Source organism: Rhizobium sp. PK7-22, assembly GCF_056530405.1.
Map to the genome: position 1 here is coordinate 1,942,026 of NZ_CP096514.1, position 19,536 is coordinate 1,961,561.

Below are 19,536 nucleotides of genomic sequence, written 5' to 3' on the forward strand. Positions count from 1 at the left end.
TCTTGACCAACCCTGAGGCCGGTGCGATGACAGGCGCATGTGTGGACGCTACGCCCTGACCGCGACGCCGGAGGAGATCCTGCATTTCCTGAGCGTCGTCGATATCGATACCTTCCCGGCCCGCTACAACATCGCGCCGACCCAGCCGGTGCTTATTGCCATCGGCTCCGAGCGTGAACGGCCGGGCAGCAATCTGCCCGAGCGGCGCGCGTTACTCGCCCGCTGGGGCTTCATCCCGGGGTGGGCAAAGGATCCGGGCGAGTTTCCGCTGCTGATCAATGCCCGTTCGGAGACGGCTGCGGAGAAGGCATCCTTCCGGGCGGCGATGCGGCATCGGCGCATCCTCGTTCCCGCCTCCGGCTTCTACGAGTGGCGCCGCCCGCCAAAGGAATCGGGCGTCAAGCCGCAGGCCTACTGGATCCGCCCGAAAGCCGGGGGGCTGCTCGCCTTCGGCGGCCTGATGGAGACCTATGCATCGGCGGAAGGCTCGGAGGTGGACACTGCAGCCATCCTGACCACCCGGGCCAATGCCGCAATCCGCCTCATCCATGACCGCATGCCGGTCGTCATCCGACCGGAAGACTTCGGCCGCTGGCTGGACTGCAGGACCCAGGAGCCGCGCGCGGTGGCCGATCTGATGCAGCCCGTCGACGATGATTTCTTTGAGGCAATCCCGGTCTCCGATCTCGTCAACAAGGTCTCCAACATGGGTCCGGACGTCCAGAAGCCGGTTGCTCTCGCTGAACCCACTGAACCTCTTCAAAAGCCATCGCGAGGCGAAAGCCCGCAGATGTCGCTCTTCTGATTTCCTCCGGCAATTCCATCGGGTCTGACAGTCATGCTTTCTGCAACAGTTTCCGGCTTTGCGCTCGGCGGTTCGCTGATCATCGCCATCGGTGCCCAGAACGCCTTCATCCTGCGGCAGGGATTGATCCGTCGCCACGTCTTCGTGCTCTGCCTGATCTGCGCGCTGTCGGATGCTCTGCTGATCGGGGCGGGGGTCGCGGGCCTGGGGACCGTCATCTCACGCTCGCCGACGCTGATCACCGGCGTCACCCTGGCCGGCGCGGCATTCCTCGCGACATACGGGGCCATGGCGTTCCGCCGCGCCTGGCGGCCGGCGGCGATGGTGGCGGGAAGTATGGAGGGCATGGGTCTGAAGCAGGCGATCGCGACCTGCCTCGCCTTCACCTTCCTCAACCCGCATGTCTATCTGGATACGGTGGTGCTGCTCGGGAGCCTGTCGGCCGCCTACGAGGGCCAGGAGCGGGTCGCCTACGGAATGGGGGCGGCGGTCGCGTCCTTCGCGTGGTTCTTCGGGCTTGGATACGGTGCGCGGCTTCTGGCGCCGCTCTTTGCCAAACCCGCCGCGTGGCGGGTTCTGGACATCGTCATCGGCGTGGTGATGAGCCTGCTCGCCCTCGGACTGCTGGTCAGTCTTGGCAGTGCAGGCTGAGCGCCTTGATCAGCGCGCTGGCTTGAGAGCCTGCTTCGGCTTCACCATCAGGGCGGCAGCAATGACGGCCTTCAGGCCGAGCGGACGGTAGGGATGGGCCTGCTGTTCGGTCTTGGTTTGCTCTGCTGCTGCACTGTTCTTGATGGTCACGGGTTCTCTCCTCACGCTGGCGATTCAGACAGTCGATGGACTGGTGAATCGGCTTTCGTCTGGAAAACCGGCGGAATAGTGGCGGTCGGCGCCATCACCCTCGGCCGCCGGCCACACCCGGAAAAAGCCTTGAGTGGTGTGGCAGTTCCGCCGCGGAGAGCGGCCCCTGCAGCCTAGACGTTGGCTTCGTCGTCCTCGATCATCAGCGTGCCGTAGCGGCGATGCCAGAGGCGGGCGCTGAACGGGAGGAAGGCGAGATAGGCGACAACCGTGATCACCAGCACCTGCCAGGTATAACTCATCAACAGGGCGACATAGAGCACGCCGATGAGAAGGATAGGTAGCATCAGGTCGCGCCGGACCTTGGTCTGGGACTTGCCGGACCAAACCGGCACACGGCTTACCAGAAGATAGCCGATCAGCACGGTGTAGGTGACGCTGCCATAGACGAAGACGGGTGAGGGCTCGACACCGAGGAAGCCGAGATAGACTGGCAGCAGCACCAGCACGGCGCCCAGCGGTGCCGGCACGCCGACGAAGAACTCGGACTGCCAGGCAGCCTTCTCCTGGCGCTCCTCCATGACGTTGAAGCGGGCCAGCCGGAGCCCTGCGCCGATGGCATAGATGAGGGCTGCGATCCAACCAAAGGAGCGGGCGTGATCGAGCAGGAAGGCGTAGGAGACGAGGGCGGGTGCGACGCCGAAGTTGATGATGTCGGCAAGCGAATCCATCTGAACGCCGAATTTCGAATTCGCCTTAAGAAGCCGCGCGACGCGCCCATCGATACCATCGAGGAAGGCAGCCAGCAGCACCATGGCGACGGCCAGTTCGTAGCGGCCCTCGAAGCCGAGGCGGATCCCTGTCAGGCCGGCGCAGATCGCCAGCACCGTGATGAGGTTCGGGACCATCAGCCGGATCGGGATCTCCCTCAACCGCGGACCACGGCCGCTGTCGTCGGGCCGGGCCGTCTCTGTCGAGGTGTCTGGCGTCTCCATGGTGTCTCCTTGATGTTAGCTGCGGCGGCTGATGGTGGGACCCTTGGTGGAGCCGAACTCTGCGATGACCGTTTCGCCCCCGTAGGTCCTCTGGCCGACAGACACGCGCGGCTGGGCACCTGCGGGCAGCAGCACGTCGAGCCGCGACCCAAAGCGGATGAGGCCGAAGCGCTCGCCGGCGTTCACCGGCTCGGAGGGCTTGACCCAGCAGACGATGCGCCGCGCAACAAGACCAGCGATCTGGACGACGCCGATGTTGCCGTGGCGCGTCTCGATGACCAAGCCGTTGCGCTCGTTGTCTTCGCTGGCCTTGTCCAGTTCGGCATTGACGAACTGGCCGGAGCGATACTGGATGGTGGTGACCTGTCCGCGCACGGGCGAACGGTTGATGTGGCAGTCGAACACATTCATGAACACGGAGATGCGCAGCATGGGCTCCGTGCCAAGGTTCATTTCTGCCGGCGGCACGACCATCTGCACGGAGGACACGCGACCGTCGGCCGGGCTCAGCACCAGATCGTCGTCCTGCGGAACCACGCGCTCAGGGTCGCGGAAGAAGTAGGCGCACCACAGCGTCAGGACGAGGCCGATCCAGAACAGCGGCTCGGCGATCCAGCCAAGAATGAGCGAGGCCACGAAGAAGGCGGCGATGAACACGTAGCCTTCCTTGTGGATGGGCACGAGTGTGTTACGGATCGTATCGAACAGATTGACCAACGGTGTCTCCTGGAATTGTCAGTTAACGCTGACTACTAGCAAACAGTTTCCGGGGCAATGCGGTTCCCTGTCGCTCAGGTGGCGGGTGCCAGGCGCATGATGACGCCGAGGTCGTCGCTGTCGCGCACTTTGCGCAGTTGCTCTTCGGCCTGGGTGGCTTCCCGCTGCCGGTTCCACATCGAGGCGTAGAGGCCGTCGGCCTCCAGCAGGCTCTGGTGGGTGCCGCGCTCGGCGATCTTGCCGTCCCGCAGCACGATGATCTCGTCGGCGCTGATGACCGTGGACAGCCGGTGGGCGATCACCAGTGTTGTCCGGTTGCGCGACACGATGTCGAGCGCCGACTGGATCTCCTGCTCGGTCGTGGTGTCGAGCGCCGATGTCGCCTCGTCGAGGATCAGGATCGGCGGTGCCTTCAGGATTGTCCTGGCAATCGCCACGCGCTGCTTCTCGCCGCCGGAGAGCTTCAGTCCGCGCTCGCCCACCATCGTCTCGTAGCCATGTGGCAGGTTGCGCAGGAAGGTGCCGATCTGCGCAACCTCGGCTGCCGCCGAAACCTCCTCGTCGGTTGCCGAAAGCCGGCCGTAGCGGATGTTGTAAGCGATCGTGTCGTTGAACAGCACCGTGTCCTGCGGCACCATGCCGATCGCCGTGCGCAGCGACTTCTGCGTCACCGCGCGAACATCCTGGCCGTCGATGGTGATGGAGCCCTGCTGGATGTCGTAGAAGCGGTAGAGGAGCCGCGAGATCGTCGATTTGCCGGCGCCCGACGGGCCGACGATCGCCACCGTCTTGCCTGCTGGCACCTCGAACGAAAGGCCCTTCAGGATCGGACGGTTCTCGTCGTAGGCGAAATGCACGTCCTTGAAGGCGATCGCACCCTGGCGGATCTGCAAGGTCGTCGCATCCGGACGGTCCTTCACTTCGGCCTCGACCTCCAGAAGATCGAACATCTGCTCGATGTCGGTGAGGCCCTGGCGGATTTCGCGATACACGAAACCGATGAAGTTGAGCGGCACCGAAAGCTGCAGCAGGAGCGCGTTGACGAAGACGAAGTCGCCGATCGTCTGCTCGCCACGCTGCACGGCCAGCGCCGACATCACCATCATCGCCGTCGTGCCGAGCCCGAAGATGACGCCCTGGCCGAAGTTCAGCCAGCCGAGCGAGGTCCACACCTGGGTGGCCGACTTCTCGTAGCGCGCCATGGAGGAATCGAAGCGGCGAGCCTCCATCTCCTCGTTGCCGAAATATTTGACGGTCTCGAAGTTGAGGAGCGAGTCGATCGCCTTCGTGTTGGCATCCGTATCGCTGTCGTTCATCGACCGGCGGATCGCGATGCGCCAGTCGCTCGCCCGCACGGTGAACCAGACGTAGGCTGCGACGGTGACCGCCGTGACGGCGACGTAACTGAAACCGTAGCTGTACCAGAAGATCACTGCCGTCAGCAGGAATTCCACGAGCGTCGGGACGGAGTTGAGGATGGTGAAGCGGACGATCGTTTCGATGCCCTTGGTGCCGCGCTCGATGATGCGCGAAAGCCCGCCCGTCTTGCGCTCCAGGTGGAAGCGCAGCGACAGCTTGTGCATGTGCACGAAGGTCTTGTAGGCGAGTTGCCGCACCGCATGCTGTCCGACGCTTGCAAACAGCGCGTCCCGCAATTGGTTGAGGCCCACCTGCAGGATGCGGGTCAGGTTATAGGCGATCACCAGGGCGACGGCGCCGAGCATGAAGACCGGCAGCAGACCCGCCATATCGACATTGCCGTTGAGCGCATCCGTTGCCCATTTGAAAAAATAGGGAACGCCGAGCAGGACGAGCTTGGCGACGAAGAGGAAGAAGGTTGCCCAGACCACCCGCATTTTCAGGTCGGCGCGACCATGCGGCCACATGTAGGGCCACAGGTTGACGAGGGTGGACAGCGGATTGCTGGAATCCGCCGAGACGGTCTTCTTCCGAGGGGTCATGCTGGTCTCCGAGAGGCGCGGCTTGAGCGAGCCTCAGCGGACATAGGCCCTGACGCCCGATCTTGCAACGATTCCGGGCAAAGACGGAGGTGTAAGAGGGGTCGCACCGAGACTGGCACCTGCTGCACCTTCCGGGGCGGGGGTGCGGCGGCCAGCCTCTAGCGAATCAGCTTCTGGAGGCGCTTGCGGTGCAATTCTTCGGAGTCCGGCCGCGCCTCGCCTGGTACGCCGAAGATCTGCCCGGGCTCGATCAGGTCCGGATCGGTGATCTTGTCCTGATTGGCGAGGTAGATTGTCGTGTAGCGGACGCCCTGGCCGTAGAGGCGGCGGGAAATCTGCCAGAGCGTGTCTCCGCGACGGATGATCACCGAGTTGCTGCTTTGTGTCAGAGGCGTCTGAGAGATGGTCCTTGGAGCATCTTCGGCAGTCTGCAGGGTGGCATCGTCATGAACGGAGGTGTCTTCCGCGATCGCCGGGCCGACAGCGCGCTCGATGATGGAGGCGACGCTTTCCAGATCCTGACCGACAGCCTTCGGATCCTCCGGAAGCTTCTTGATGGCCTCCAGCGCCTCGGCAGCCTGCCTGGACGTCTTTTCGGCGATATCCTGAACCGCGGCAGTGGTGCCCGCAGGCAGTCGGTACTCCGACAGCGAACTCAATGCGATGCTGGTCGCGGAGCGGGCAGCCGCCAGTTCTTCCGGGGTGGGCTCGCCACCGTCCTTGTAGAGATCCCGAAGAAGGCCGAAGGCACGAGCGGTATCGTTGCGAAGCTTGTCGAAGGCGCCGCCGTCGATGGGCGCAATCAAGCCTGGACCCTGCTGACCGGCAACGGCCGCAACCTGCTCGCCTGCCGGGCGGTTGAAGGGAACGTCCACGCGAAGCGCGGTCTTGCCGTTGCTGTCGAGCATCTCGACGGCAATCACATGCTGGCCGACCGCAAGATCGACCGTGCCCTCGATGACGAAGTGACCGTCGGCACCGGACTTGGAGCGACCGACCGGCTGCTCCCCCGCAAACCCGAGCAGGGAGGCGCCAACAGGTGCAATGCCGGCAATGAAGATGCGGTTGCCTTCGATCTCGACGGCCGTCACCAGCAATTCTGCGGAGGGCTGCGAAGGTTCGGTCGGCGTCTGCATGGTCGCAGCCGGCGGTGCCGAGGCAACGAGATCGGATGCTGCATCCGGCATCGCCGGAAGCACTGGCGCATCGCCGGCCGCAATTGCGCCATCCGTCTCGACGGGCGTCTGCGCCTGGAGGGCTGTGGTTGCCGTATCTGCGGCCGGAACGCTGACCAGTCGGCTGGCCTTGCCGGGCTTCGTGACCATCGCCAGCAGCTTGCCACCGGCGTTGCTCGGAACGGAAACCGTGGCGGTTTCGTCGGAGGTCACGATCCGACCGTCCGGGGTCGTCGCCTTCAGGGTCAACTGATAGTCCCCAGCCGGCAGCGGCTCATCCAGTGCAATGACGAAATCGCCGCTGGGTCCCACCTTGGTGCTGGCGATGGCCGCGGCGCCGCCGTTGACTTCGATCGTCGCACCGGGCTCTGCCCGTCCGGCAATGACCGTGGAACCGTCCGGCTCGACGCGCAAAACGTCGAAGGCCGGTGTGACAGACGCGGCTGTTGGCTGACTGATGTCTGCGGCCGCAGTGTCCGGCGCCGTGGCAACGCTCGAGGAGGGTTCCGCCGGCGGGTTCACGGACAGCGCTTCCTCGGTCACAGCTTCCTTCACCGTCTGGCCTGCCTGGTTCACGGCATCGCTGATCCGCTCGCCATCGCTGGAGATGCGAGGCAGAACGAAGAAGACCATCAGCAGGGTCGCAGCAACGAGGACAACAAATGCCAGCCAGCCGGCGCGGTTTCTCATGTCTATAAATCTCCGGACGGATATTTCCGTCTGTCTATCCGAATTACCTCTTTCCCACTGGCTTCACAAGCTTTTCGGACTATCTAAGCTTGCTGTCCCGGCTGTTTCCCGTCACTTTGACGTGGAGTCGTTTGCCGCGGCTCGTCCTCAGCGAAATCTCCTGGAGTTGATAGTGCCCATTCAGTCCATCTGCGTCTATTGCGGTTCCCAGCCGGGCCGCGACCCTGCCTATATCGCCGCCGGCCGTGCGCTCGGAAAATCGATCGCCGCGCACGGACTGCGTCTGGTTTATGGCGGCGGCACCAAGGGCATCATGGGCGCGGTGGCTGCCGGCGTTCTGGAAAACGGCGGTCAGGTGACGGGAATCATTCCGGAATTCCTCGTCGACATGGAAGCCACCCGCAACTCGCTGGCCAAACTCGACGAGCTGATCGTGACCGAGGACATGCATGCGCGCAAGCACGCCATGTTCGAGCGCTCCGACGCCTTCGTGACGCTTCCGGGCGGCATCGGCACCCTGGAGGAGATCGTCGAGATCATGACCTGGGGACAGCTCGGCCGCCATGAAAAACCGATGGTTTTCGCCAATATCGGCGGCTTCTGGAACCCGATGCTCGATCTGATCGAGCACATGCGCGAGCAGGGCTTCATTCACCGGGCGCACCTCGTTCAGCCCATGGTGATCGACGAAGTCGGAGACATCGTACCTGCCATCCTCGATCGCAGCGAAGGACGCACCCCACCGCTGGGGCAGGAGAATGTGATCTCCCGCCTTTGATCGGGCGTCAAGCCGGTTCTATTTCTCCCGGCTTCCGCGCAGAAGCGCCCAGCTGTAGATGCCCAGAGCGACCCAGATCAGCACGAAGGCGGAAAGCTTCACCGTGCCGAGCGGCTCGTGGAAGACGAAGACCGCGATCAGGAAGATCATCGTCGGTGCCACATATTGCATGATGCCGATCGTCGACAGCCGCAGTAGCTTGGCGCCATTGGCGTAGATCATCAGCGGTCCGGCCGTGATGATGCCGCTGCCGATCAGCAGCAGCGTGTCCGACAGGCTGCCGTTGAAGAGGTGGCCCGTGCCTGTGGCTTCCGAATACAGGATGTAGAGGAGCGCCGGCGGGCTGAGGATCAGCACCTCCAGGAAGAAGCCCTGGTTCGGTCCTACCGGCAGAGTCTTGCGGAAGAAGGCGTAGAACCCCCAGCTGAAGGTCAGTGCCAGCGAGACCCAAGGCAGCCCGCCGGCGTCGAAGGTGAGGATCGCGACGGCGACGACGACGAGCGCGATCGCCACCAGCTGGACCGGCTGCAGGCGTTCCTTGAGCAGTACCGCGGCCAAGAATATGCTGAAGAGCGGGTTGATGAAATAGCCGAGCGCCGTATCGAGGGCACGGTCGACGGAGATTGCCCAGACATAGATCCCCCAGTTGACCGTAATCAGCGCCGCGGTGAGGCCGGCCATCATGAGGATGCGCGGCGACCGGAAGGCGACCTTGAGATCCTGGGTTCGGCGCAAGAGGAAGATTACCAGTCCGGCGATCGGCACCGACCAGACGACGCGATGCGCCAGCACCTCGAAGGGCGACATGTGGGACACGGCCTTCATGTAGATCGGCAGGAAGCCCCAAAGGAAATAGGCGGTCAGGGCAAAGGCGAAGCCGCGCGGCGAATCCTCGTTCTTCGCCGGAACGGGCGCGTCACTGGTGGCCATCGGGGTGTTTCCAATTGTTTGTTCTGATTATCGCCCGCTCTACTCCCATGCCGCACAGTGAACCAATTCATTTGCGTGAAGCGTTGATCGCGGTCATGAATTCATCCGCAGGCAATGCAGCGACGGCTATGGGGGCAGGATGAGCATCGAAGACCAGCCGATCCATCGCCAAATGTTCGCCCGGCATGTCCTGGCGAAAGCCGGCGTCACCGACGATCCCGCCCTGCTGGCCGCCTTCGCCGGGATTGCCCGCGAGGATTTCCTCGGGCCACCGCCATGGTTCTACAATGATTTCTCACGCTACCGGGAGCTCGCCTCCAATGATCCCATGGTTCTCTACCAGGACATGCTGGTGGCGCTCGACCCCACCCGCCACGTCAACAACGGCGTTCCCTCGCTCCATGCCGCGTCCCTGAACCAGCTGCAGATCCGACCTGGCGAAGGCGTCGCCCACCTTGGCGCCGGCACCGGCTATTACAGCGCCGTCCTCGCGGAACTCGTCGGCCCCTCCGGCCATGTCCTCGCCGTCGAATACGATCCAGTGCTCGCGGCCCGGGCCCGCGAAAACCTCCGTGGCTACGCCCGTGTCGAGGTGGTGGAGGGCGACGCGACGCGGCTCCCCGATCATGAGGTGGACGTCATCTACGCCAACTTCGCGCTGGATCATCCGCCGGCCGCCTGGATCGACAACCTGGCGCCGGGCGGCCGGCTTCTCTTCCCACTGGGTGTGCCGGCTCTGGACGATGCCGGCAAGCCGCTCGGCGTTTCGCGGATGGCGGGCTTCCTGCTGATCGACCGGCGGGACCGCGGATATGGCGCCCGCTTCCTGCAGCCGGTCTCCTTCATCTGGGCAGAAGGGCAGGAGCCGGCGCCGCCTGGTCGCCAGAAGGGTCTGGAGGCGGTCTTCCGGCGGCGGACCGCCCATGAGGTCCGGCAGCTCCGCTGGCGCCGGGAGGCGCAGGAGGGGGAGCAGGAATGGTATTCCGAGCCGGACTGGGGGCTGTCGAAGGCGGAGCTGTGACTACTCCGCCGCGATCTTCCCCGCCAGCTCGCGGTTCTTCATCAGCTTGTAGACGATCGAATCGATCAGCGCCTGGAATGATGCATCGATGATGTTTTCCGAGACGCCGACCGTCCACCAGCGGCTGCCGTCACCGTCGCTGGATTCGATCAGCACCCGGGTGATTGCGGCGGTGCCGCCATTCAGGATACGCACCTTGAAGTCGGCCAGCACCAGATCGGCAATCTCCGCCTGATACTTGCCGAGGTCCTTGCGCAGCGCGAGATCGAGCGCGTTGACCGGGCCATCACCCTCCGCCACTGACATCACCTGTTCGCCATCGACATCGAGCTTCACCACCGCTTCCGAGACCGTCTTGATGCGGCCGTTGGAATCGAAGCGTCGCTCCACCATCACCCGGAAGCTGTCGACGGTGAAGAAGTCGGGAATGGTGCCGAGCGTGCGATGCGCCAGAAGCTCGAAGCTCGCGTCCGCGCCCTCGTAGGCATAGCCGGTCGACTCGCGGTCCTTGACGATGGAGATCAGCCGGTCGAGCTTCGGATCGTCCTTGCCAACCGTGATGCCGCGCCGTTTCAGGGCGTTGATGAAATTCGACTTGCCGCCCTGGTCGGAGACCATGACCTTGCGGAAATTGCCCACACTTTCCGGCGGCACATGCTCATAGGTCCGCGGGTCCTTCAGGAGCGCCGAGGCATGGATGCCGGCCTTGGTGGCAAAGGCCGATGCCCCGACATAGGGCGCCTGATGGTTGGGGGAGCGGTTCAACAGCTCGTCGAAGGCATGCGAGAGCGAGGTCAGCCCGCTTAAGCCCTCGGCGTCGATGCCTGTCTCGAAACGGCTGGCATAGGCCTCCTTGAGCGACAGCGTCGCGATCAGCGTCACCAGGTTGGCGTTGCCGCAGCGCTCGCCGATGCCGTTCAGCGTACCCTGGATCTGGCGACAGCCCGCCTCGACGGCGACCAGCGAATTGGCGACCGCCTGTCCCGTGTCGTCATGGGCATGGATGCCGAGCGAGGTGCCTGGAATGCCGGCCGCAATCACCGCGCCGACGATGTCGCGGATCTCCGCCGGCTGCGTGCCGCCATTCGTGTCGCAGAGCACGACCCAGCGGGCGCCGGCCTCATGCGCGGCGCGGGCGCAGGCGAGCGCATAATCGGGATTGGCCTTGTAGCCGTCGAAGAAATGCTCGCAGTCGACCAGCGCCTCCTTGCCCGCGGCGCGCGCGGCCTCGACGCTCTCGCGGATCGACTGGAGGTTCTCCTCGTTCGTGCAGCCGAGCGCCACTTCGACGTGATAATCCCAGCTTTTGGCGACGAAGCAGATCGCATCGCTCTTCGCCTGCAGGAGCGTTGCCAGACCCGGATCGTTGGAGGCCGAGATGCCGGCGCGCTTGGTCATGCCGAAGGCGACGAAGCCGGCTCTGGTGGTGCGCTTCTCGGCGAAGAAGGCGGTGTCGGTCGGATTGGCGCCCGGATATCCGCCCTCGACATAATCGAAGCCGAAGCCGTCCAGCATGCCGGAGATGGCGATCTTGTCCTCGACCGAGAAGTCGACGCCCGGCGTCTGCTGTCCGTCGCGCAGCGTCGTGTCGAAGAGGGTGATGCGTTCGCGTGTCATGGTTGCTGTGCCCTCCCTGACACCCTCTTATGTCGGAGCGTGGGCGCCCCCCTCTGCCCTGCCGGGCATCTCCCCCTCAGGTGGGGAGATCGGCAAGACGCACTCGCTCGGTCTCTTTTGATCGCTTGCCGGGACGACCAACCTGTGATGTCGGGCAATAGGTTCCCGCGATTCGATCTCCCCCTTCGAGGGGGGTGAGGAACGGTCCGCGCAGCGGAGCAATCGATCCAGTGGATCGATTGCAGAGACGAACGCCGGCAGGGCAGAGGGGGGTAAACGGCGGCACACATATCAGATCTTCCCCGCAAAGCGGTCGGTCGCCCGGATCAACTGGTCGAGGATGCCGGGCTCCAGGTAGGCGTGGCCGGCACCCTCGATGATGTGGAAGTCCGCCTTCAGCCAGGCCTTGGCGAGCTGCCAGGCATATTTGAGCGGGCAGGGCATGTCGTAGCGGCCATGGATGATGACGCCCGGAATGTCCTTCAGCTTGTGCGCGTCGCGCAAGAGCTGCCCTTCCTCCAGCCAGCCGGCGTGGATGAAGTAGTGGTTCTCGATGCGGGCGAAGGCGAGCGCATAGTCGGGGTCGTGGAAATGTGCCGAATAATCGGGGTTCGGCAGGAGCGTGATCGTCTCGCCCTCCCAGGTGCTCCAGGCGACGGCGCATTCGCGCTTCTTCGCATCGTCGTCGCCGGTCAGGTACTTGCGGTAGGCGGCCATCAGGTCGCCGCGTTCGGCCTCCGGAATGGGCGCGATGAAGCGCTCCCACTTATCGGGAAACATCTCCGAGACGCCGAACTGATAGTACCAGAGCAGCTCTGCGCGCGTCAGCGTGTAGATGCCGCGCAGCAAAAGCTCCGAGACCCGCTCCGGATGCGTCTGCGCATAGGCGAGCCCCAGCGTCGAGCCCCAGGAGCCGCCGAACACCTGCCAGGTCTCAACCCCCATCATCTCCCGCAGCCGCTCCATGTCGGCGACAAGGTGCCAGGTGGTATTGGCCTCCAGCGAGGCATAGGGCGTGGACTTGCCGCAGCCGCGCTGATCGAACAGCAGCACGTCGTAGAGCGCCGGGTCGAACAGCCGCCGGTTGCCGGGCCCAAAGCCGCCGCCGGGACCGCCATGAACGAAGACGGCAGGCTTGGCGCCCTTCGTGCCAACGCGCTCCCAGTAGATCCGGTGCCCGTCGCCGACATCGAGATGACCGCTCTCGTAGGGTTCGATCTCGGGATAGAAGCCGCGCAGGTCATGGGTCATCGTTGTCGTCCTCCGGCGGCCAGGCGGCCGTGTCGTGATCGGGATGCTGATAGGAGACGACGGAGGCGAAATGGGCCTCCATCTCCGGTGTGCTGACGGCGGGCTTTGTAAACAGCTGGTCGATCCATGGCAGGCGCTTGTCGTGGTTGACCTGCACCTGCGGCTCCAGCCGTTCCGGCTGGTCGAAGGCGCCGATGGAAAGCTCCACGCCGCCGGGGTGGTGGTAGGTCAGCGGCGTGCCGCATCTGGCGCAGAAGCCGCGCTTCACCTTGGCCGAGGACCGGAACAGGGTGGGCTGCCCGCGCGTCCAGGTCAGATGCGCCTGGTCGGCCGTCACCAGCGCCCCGAACAGCCCGCCGAAGGCCTTCTGGCACATGCGGCAATGGCAGATCGACGGCCGGCCGAGCTTTTCGGCGCGAAACCGCACTGCGCCGCACTGGCATCCGCCTGTAAATGATCCCTCCACGTGGTCTCTCCTCAGCCCAGGAATGCGTAAGCCACAACGGCAGCGGTGACCAGCACGACGACGAGCCCCTTGGTGATCAGCCCGTAGAGCAGCCACTTCGGCATCTTCAGGTTCGGGTCCTGCGTCATCGTCCTTACTCCTTGGGCCAGCTGCCGGTGTCCCACTTGTCAGTGTCATGGTCGGGATGCTGGTAGGAGACGATGTCTGCCAGGAATGGCGCCTCCGCGATATCCTCCATGGTGTCGCGCGCCGGAAGCGCATGCAGGCGGTCGACGAAGGGCAGCTTGCCCTCCACCCCGAACTGGATGCGTGGCGGCACGCTGGCCGGATCGTCGAAGGCACCGGCTGCGATCGCGATGCCATCCGCCGCCTCATAGGTCAGCGGCGTGCCGCAATTGTCGCAGAAGCCGCGCCGGACATGGTTCGACGACTGGAAATGCTTGCGCGCCCCGCGCGTCCAGACGAGCTCCGCGCCGCGCGTATTCACCAGCGGCGCATAATAGGCTCCGAAAGCCTTCTGGCACATCCGGCAATGACAGATCGAACTGTCGGTCAATGCGCCGGTGATGCGAAAGCGGATGGCGCCGCACTGGCACCCCCCGGTGTGGATCTCGGTCATGCTCAAGCCTCCCCAGCGATTTTCAAAATATGCAGGCAGACATCGTCGATGTCCTTCAGCACCTCGTCGTTCCAGAACCGCAACACCGTCCAGCCGTCCTGTTCGAGACGCAGCGTCCGGGCGGCGTCGTAGCGAAGATCCTCGTCGTTGGCATGTTGCCAGCCGTCGACCTCGACGATCAGATTGTGGGTCGGGCAGGTAAAATCGACGATGTAACCGGCGATCGGCACCTGCCGGCGGAAGCCGAGGCCCATCAGCCGGTGCGCGCGGATGGCGTTCCAGAGCTTCAGCTCGGCATCGGTCATGGTCTTGCGCATGCGTTTCGCATTGGCGCGTCGTACTGGAGGAACAGGGGCATGTGGCATGGCATGCTCCTTCGACGTAGGGAGCGTGGGCTCACCCCCCTCTGCCCTGCCGGGCATCTCCCCCACAAGGGGGGAGATCGGAGAGTAGCGACCTCGCCGGGCTTCATCCAGAGGGGAGATTGCCGGATGGCTAGCGGATTGCGAGCGTTTTGTGTTGCAGGCGGTGGCGAACAATTTGGACGGCGGGTGTCGTGCGGGCGGGACATGCTCCTCGCTCGCCTGAAGTTCGCCGCGACCACCCCCCTCTGCCCTGCCGGGCATCTCCCCCACAAGGGGGGAGATCGGAGAGTAGCCGGCTCGCCGGGCTTCATCCAGAGCGGAAATTGCCGCCACTGCTGTCGGACAAGACCTGTGCGTATTCTGCGACGAAATAACTGGAGTCAGCTGCTTCTGGCTACGCCCACCGTATCGCAGGGAGCATGCCGCACGTCGATCTCCCCCCTTGTGGGGGAGATGCCCGGCAGGGCAGAGGGGGGGAAGCCACGCCGCAGCCCAAACCATCCTACCGCTTCACCTCCCAGGCCGTGACCCGCTCGCCAGTGGCCGGATCCTTGCCGTCCTTCAGCTGGATGCCCTTGGTAGCTAGATCGTCGCGGATCTTGTCGGCTTCCGCGAAATTCTTCGCCTTCAGCATCTCGAGGCGCAACTGCACGAGGGTTTCCACCGCCGATGCAACCGCACCGTCGACTTCCGCTTTCTTCGGCAAGATCCCGAGGAGGGCGGCGCTCGCGGCGAAGGCGGAAAGCTTCGTCGGATCGGCGTTGGCCGCCTGGGCAAGCGCATGCAGCGCCTGCACCGCAGCGACGGTGTTCATGTCGTCGGAAAGGGCCGCGAGCACGGCGGGATCGGGTTCACCCGCGACAGCCTCGATCGCCGGCCATTTGGCGATCAGCCGCTCGGCCTCCTCCAGCCGCTTCACCGAAAAATCGATCGGCTCGCGGTAGTGCGTCATCAGCATCGCCAGCCGCAGCACCTCGCCCGGCCACTTGCGACCGCCGAAGGTCTCCGTATGCAGCAGGTCATGGATGGTGACGAAATTGCCGTCCGACTTCGACATCTTGCGGCCCTCGACCTGCACGAAGCCGTTGTGCATCCAGACGCTCGCCATGATGTCGGTGTCGAAGGCGCAGCAGGACTGGGCGATCTCGTTCTCGTGGTGCGGGAAGATCAGGTCGAGCCCGCCGCCGTGAATGTCGAACTGGTGCGGCCGGGCTTTGGCCTTCGGCGACAGCCGGTCCTGGATCTCTTCCCAGAGATAGCGGTCGGCCATGGCCGAGCATTCGATGTGCCAGCCGGGACGGCCGTAGATGGCGATGCTCTCTCCCTCGAAGGTGAAGCTCGCCGGCCAGCCGGGCTCGGTGTCGGCCGACTGCTTCCACAGCACGAAATCGGCCGGGTTCATCTTGTGGCCTTCCACCGCGACGCGGGCGCCGGCCTGCTGGTCCTCCAGCCGGCGCTTTGACAGCATGCCGTAATCCGCCATCGAGGCGGTGGAAAACAGCACCTCGCGCCCTTCCGAACCTTGCGCCACATAGGCGTGGCCCTGGTCGAGCAGGCGCTGGATGATCACGGCCATCTGGTCGATGTTGTCGGTCGCGCGCGGCTCGACGGTCGGCGTCAAGCAGCCGAGTGCGGCGACATCCTCATGAAACTGGCTCTCCGTCTTGCCGGTCACGGCCCGGATCGCCTCGTTCAGCGACATCGACCCGTCGGCGATGCCGGCACCGAAGTCGCGCAGCGCCCGGGCGTTGATCTTGTCGTCGACGTCGGTGATGTTGCGGACATAGGTGACGTGCTCGGGCCCATGGATGTGGCGCAGCAGCCGGAAGAGCACGTCGAAGACGATGACCGGGCGAGCGTTGCCGATATGCGCATAGTCGTAGACCGTCGGGCCGCAGACATAGAGGCGCACGTTCTCTGCATCGATCGGCTCGAATTCGGCCTTCTCGCGGGTCAAGGTATTGTAGAGCTTGAGCGTGGTGCTCATCGAAAAATTCTCCCAAGGCAAGCGGCCGGCGGGACCGGGACGTTTGTCTTCAAGGATTTTCGAAAGACGAGAACGGCCAGGCCAGCGGATGCGCTAGCGAATAATGATCCCGCAGATGGAAATCGCCGTTTTCATGCGGCAAGTTATGGCGCGGCGGAGGCAGCCGGTCAAGCCCGCAGGAGAAGCCCGCAGGCTGCCGTGATGCCTTATTCCGGCATCCGGTAATCGACGAACCTGTTGTCGCGCACGACGAACAGCCGGCCGGTCTCTGTCATCTCCGGGGACGCCAGGTGCAGGATGGCCTTGGCCACCTCGGAGGGATGCGGCAGCGTCGTCGGGTCTTCGCCGGGCATCGCCTGGGCGCGCATGGCTGTGCGGGTGGCGCCGGGGTCGATGGCATTGACGCGCAGCGGCTTGCGCTGCTGCTCGGCGGCCCAGGTGCGGGCCAGCGCCTCGACGGCGGCCTTGGAGGCGGAGTAGGCGCCCCAGAACGGCCGGCACTTGTGGGCGGCACCGGAGGAGAGGATGAGCGCACGACCGGCGTCCGATTTCAGGAGCAGCGGCTCGACCGAGCGGATCAGCCGCCAGGTGGCGGTGACATTCGTCAGCATCACCTTCTCGAAGACCTTCGCCTCGATATGGCCGACCGGCGAGATGACACCGAGGATGCCGGCATTGGCGACCAGGATGTCGAGCTTGCCCCAGCGCTCGTGAATGGAGGCGCCGAGACGGTCGATCGCGGTCATGTCGGTGAGGTCGAAGGGCACCAGCGTCGCCAAACCGCCCGCCGCCTGAATGGCGTCGTCGAGATCCTCGAGCCCGCCGACGGTACGCGCGCAGGCGACCACATGGGCGCCGGCCTTGGCAAGCTCCAGCGCCGTGAAATAGCCGATACCGCGCGATGCGCCGGTGACCAGCGCGATCCTGTCCTTGAGATTGATGTCCATCTGCCCGCTCCGTCCTGCCTTCCGACGCGGAAGAAGGCCGCGTCGCCGCGACCTTCTAGAGCGTTTCAGCCGGGATGGAAACCGTGCTTTTCGTCGCCGGTCAGCCGTTGCTGGCGAGCATGGAGATCTTGTTGCCCATGGCTTCGCCGCTCTTGTCGAGAAGCCGCGTCGGATAGTCGCCGGTGAAATAATGGTCGGTGAACTGCGGCCGGGCCGGGTTGCGATCCTCGCCGCCGACCGCCTGGTAAAGGCCGTTGATCGACAGGAAGGCCAGCGAATCGGCGCCGATATAGGCGCACATCGCCTCCATGCTGTCGTACTGGTTGGCGAGCAGCTTTTCCGCCTCCGGCGTGTCGATGCCGTAGAAGTCCGGGTAGTAGATCATCGGGCTGGCAACGCGGATGTGCACTTCCTTGGCGCCGGCCTCGCGGATCATCTGCACGATCTTCAGTGAGGTGGTGCCGCGCACGATTGAATCGTCGACGAGGACGACGCGCTTGCCTTCGATCATCGCCCGGTTCGCCGAATGCTTCAGCTTGACGCCGAGCGCACGGATCTGCTGGGTGGGCTCGATGAAGGTTCGGCCGACGTAGTGGTTGCGGATGATGCCGTATTCGAACGGAATGCCGCTCTGCTGCGCATAGCCGAGCGCCGCCGGCGTACCGCCGTCGGGAACCGGGACGACCACATCCGCTTCGACCGGCGCTTCCTTGGCCAGATTGATGCCCATGTTCTTGCGGGCGACATAGACGCTGCGACCGCCGACGACCGAATCGGGACGGGCGAAATAGACGTATTCGAACAGGCAGAGGCGTTCCGGCTGGGCATTGCCGGCCTTGCGCGCGTCGATGGTGACCGAGCCGTCCGGCTGCGTCTCGCAGATGATGACTTCGCCATTCTCCACGTCGCGGACGAACTTCGCGCCGATGATGTCCAGCGCGCAGGTTTCCGAACAGAAGATCGGCTTGCCATCGAGCTCGCCCATGACGAGCGGACGGATGCCGGTGGGGTCGCGAGCGGCAATCAGCTTGGTGCGGGTGATGGCGACCATCGAGTAGCCGCCTTCCATCTGGCGGATGGCGTCGATGAAGCGGTCGGCGGTCGAGGTGTAACGCGACCGGGCGATGAGATGCAGGACGACTTCCGTATCGGAGGTGGACTGGCAGATGGCGCCGCCGGCGATCAGCTGGCGCCGCAGCGTCAGCCCGTTGGTGAAATTGCCGTTGTGGGCAATCGCGATGCCGCCTACTTCCAGTTCCGCAAACAGCGGCTGGACGTTGCGCAGAGCCACTTCGCCGGTGGTCGAATAGCGAACATGGCCGATGGAGATGGTGCCGGGCAGTTTCGCGAGCGTGACGGGATCGGTGTAGTGGTCGCCGACGAGGCCCATGCGTCGCTCCGAATGGAAGCGGGTGCCGTCGAAGGAGACGATGCCGACGGCCTCCTGGCCGCGATGCTGCAGGGCATGCAGACCGAGTGCCGTCAGCGCCGCTGCATCGGGGTGTCCGAGGATGCCGAATACGCCACATTCCTCGTGAAGCGTATCACCATCAAGCTCGTCGGCGATCGATTGCGAAACCGGCTCGTTCATCTGCGGGACCTTGCCTTTCGGAAAATGGAAGAGCTGGCCGGGAAAATTCATGTCCCGCTGCCAGCTCGTCCCCGTGAATTCTCGAATGATAGCACAAATGGTGATGCTTGACGGCGCATCAACTGCAACAAATCGTCAATTGTTTGGCGCAGGCGCATCTTCGGCCGGAGCGGCTTCCGCCGGCGGCTGGCCGGTGGCCGGTGCGCCATCTTCCGGTGCGGTCTCCTGGCCTGTGATCCGGGCGCGGATCTGCGGCTCGATGTCTTCCGGGAGCACCGCTTCCAGGCGGCCGACCATGGTGTCGAGGAAAGGCTTGGACTTCGCGTCCCGCACCCAGTCCGGCTGCGAACGCACGTCCACAAGCCAGTTCCAGAAGGCGACGGCAACGACCAGCAGCAGGATCCCGCGCGCGGCGCCGAACAGGAAGCCGAGCGTGCGGTCGAGCGCGCCGATGCGGCTGTCGATGATGAAGTCGGCGATGCGCGAAGTGATGTAGGAAATCAGGATCAGCGCCAGGATGAAGATGATGCCGGCCGAGGCGGCGATCGCGATGCGGTCGTCCGTCGTGTAGCTCTGCGCATAGGGCACCAGGAAAGGGTAGAGGTAATAGGCTGCGGCAACCGAGCCCACCCAGCTGGCGATCGACAGGACCTCGCGCGAAAAGCCGCGCACCATGGCAAGCACCGCCGAAAACAGCGTGACGCCGATGACGATACCGTCGAAGATCGTGATGGGCATGTAGGACGTACTCCAGACTTGGCCGCGCTCTTACGGCTCTTGGCATTCCGGCAGTCTCTTACAACAGCGCATCGGGTAACGG

At 64.4% G+C, this 19,536-nt stretch carries 19 protein-coding genes; 4 read left to right on the plus strand and 15 right to left on the minus strand.

Annotated elements, in window-relative coordinates:
• Nucleotides 1–37: 37 nt before the first annotated feature.
• Together M1E10_RS14195 and M1E10_RS14200 are read left to right on the plus strand one after the other, a co-directional pair.
• The gene (locus M1E10_RS14195; protein ID WP_499177073.1) at nt 38–805 is read left to right on the plus strand and encodes an SOS response-associated peptidase; all 768 of its coding nucleotides are present in this window, start codon (nt 38–40) and stop codon (nt 803–805) included.
• A 33-nt stretch (nt 806–838) separates the two neighbouring features.
• A complete protein-coding gene (locus tag M1E10_RS14200; RefSeq protein ID WP_499177074.1) occupies nt 839–1,456 on the plus strand; it encodes a LysE/ArgO family amino acid transporter in 618 nt (205 codons plus the stop codon).
• A 9-nt stretch (nt 1,457–1,465) separates the two neighbouring features.
• Here the strand turns inward: M1E10_RS14200 and M1E10_RS14205 are convergent, their stop codons facing one another.
• The 5 genes from M1E10_RS14205 to M1E10_RS14225 form a co-directional block, all read right to left on the minus strand.
• Nucleotides 1,466–1,606, minus strand: a complete 141-nt coding sequence (locus M1E10_RS14205) for a hypothetical protein (RefSeq protein WP_499177075.1) — start codon at nt 1,604–1,606, stop codon at nt 1,466–1,468.
• A 173-nt stretch (nt 1,607–1,779) separates the two neighbouring features.
• Nucleotides 1,780–2,601, minus strand: a complete 822-nt coding sequence (gene pssA / locus M1E10_RS14210) for a CDP-alcohol phosphatidyltransferase family protein (protein WP_499177076.1) — start codon at nt 2,599–2,601, stop codon at nt 1,780–1,782.
• A 15-nt stretch (nt 2,602–2,616) separates the two neighbouring features.
• On the minus strand, nt 2,617–3,318 hold the full coding sequence (locus tag M1E10_RS14215; protein WP_499177077.1) for a phosphatidylserine decarboxylase: 702 nt from the start codon (nt 3,316–3,318) through the stop codon (nt 2,617–2,619).
• 74 nt (nt 3,319–3,392) lie between these two features.
• Entirely contained in the window at nt 3,393–5,279 is a 1,887-nt protein-coding gene (locus M1E10_RS14220; RefSeq protein WP_499177078.1) for an ABCB family ABC transporter ATP-binding protein/permease, read from the minus strand.
• Between the two features lie 158 nt (nt 5,280–5,437).
• Nucleotides 5,438–7,144 (minus strand): Ig-like domain-containing protein, encoded by a 1,707-nt coding sequence (locus M1E10_RS14225; RefSeq protein ID WP_499177079.1) that lies wholly within the window; start codon nt 7,142–7,144, stop codon nt 5,438–5,440.
• 166 nt (nt 7,145–7,310) lie between these two features.
• On the opposite strand from M1E10_RS14225, the gene M1E10_RS14230 reads away from it, so the two are divergent.
• Nucleotides 7,311–7,922 carry an LOG family protein gene (locus M1E10_RS14230; protein ID WP_499177080.1) on the plus strand — a complete coding sequence of 204 codons (612 nt, stop codon included), beginning with the start codon at nt 7,311–7,313 and terminating at the stop codon, nt 7,920–7,922.
• An 18-nt stretch (nt 7,923–7,940) separates the two neighbouring features.
• On the opposite strand, the gene rarD is transcribed toward M1E10_RS14230, so the two are convergent.
• Nucleotides 7,941–8,852 carry an EamA family transporter gene (gene rarD / locus M1E10_RS14235; RefSeq protein WP_499177081.1) on the minus strand — a complete coding sequence of 304 codons (912 nt, stop codon included), beginning with the start codon at nt 8,850–8,852 and terminating at the stop codon, nt 7,941–7,943.
• Nucleotides 8,853–8,991: 139 nt separating this feature from the next.
• Between rarD and M1E10_RS14240 the strand changes: the two genes are divergently transcribed.
• A complete protein-coding gene (locus M1E10_RS14240; RefSeq protein ID WP_499177082.1) occupies nt 8,992–9,873 on the plus strand; it encodes a protein-L-isoaspartate O-methyltransferase family protein in 882 nt (293 codons plus the stop codon).
• Here the strand turns inward: M1E10_RS14240 and cimA are convergent, their stop codons facing one another.
• The 9 genes from cimA to M1E10_RS14285 form a co-directional block, all read right to left on the minus strand.
• On the minus strand, nt 9,874–11,490 hold the full coding sequence (cimA, locus tag M1E10_RS14245; protein ID WP_499177083.1) for a (R)-citramalate synthase: 1,617 nt from the start codon (nt 11,488–11,490) through the stop codon (nt 9,874–9,876).
• A gap of 291 nt (nt 11,491–11,781) precedes the next feature.
• Nucleotides 11,782–12,741, minus strand: coding sequence for an alpha/beta hydrolase family protein (gene pip / locus M1E10_RS14250; RefSeq protein WP_499177084.1), 960 nt, complete (start codon nt 12,739–12,741; stop codon nt 11,782–11,784).
• On the minus strand, nt 12,731–13,207 hold the full coding sequence (locus tag M1E10_RS14255) for a GFA family protein (RefSeq protein WP_499177085.1): 477 nt from the start codon (nt 13,205–13,207) through the stop codon (nt 12,731–12,733). The genes pip and M1E10_RS14255 overlap by 11 nt, the downstream gene beginning before the upstream one ends.
• A 133-nt stretch (nt 13,208–13,340) precedes the next feature.
• A complete protein-coding gene (locus tag M1E10_RS14260; protein ID WP_499177086.1) occupies nt 13,341–13,826 on the minus strand; it encodes a GFA family protein in 486 nt (161 codons plus the stop codon).
• A gap of 2 nt (nt 13,827–13,828) precedes the next feature.
• Nucleotides 13,829–14,191, minus strand: coding sequence for an endonuclease domain-containing protein (locus tag M1E10_RS14265; protein ID WP_499177087.1), 363 nt, complete (start codon nt 14,189–14,191; stop codon nt 13,829–13,831).
• A gap of 502 nt (nt 14,192–14,693) precedes the next feature.
• Entirely contained in the window at nt 14,694–16,178 is a 1,485-nt protein-coding gene (cysS, locus tag M1E10_RS14270) for a cysteine--tRNA ligase (protein WP_499177088.1), read from the minus strand.
• A gap of 206 nt (nt 16,179–16,384) precedes the next feature.
• A complete protein-coding gene (locus M1E10_RS14275; RefSeq protein WP_499177089.1) occupies nt 16,385–17,125 on the minus strand; it encodes a Rossmann-fold NAD(P)-binding domain-containing protein in 741 nt (246 codons plus the stop codon).
• A 100-nt stretch (nt 17,126–17,225) separates the two neighbouring features.
• Entirely contained in the window at nt 17,226–18,716 is a 1,491-nt protein-coding gene (purF, locus tag M1E10_RS14280; protein ID WP_499177183.1) for an amidophosphoribosyltransferase, read from the minus strand.
• Nucleotides 18,717–18,851: 135 nt separating this feature from the next.
• The gene (locus tag M1E10_RS14285; protein ID WP_499177090.1) at nt 18,852–19,454 is read right to left on the minus strand and encodes a CvpA family protein; all 603 of its coding nucleotides are present in this window, start codon (nt 19,452–19,454) and stop codon (nt 18,852–18,854) included.
• Nucleotides 19,455–19,536: the final 82 nt, after the last annotated feature.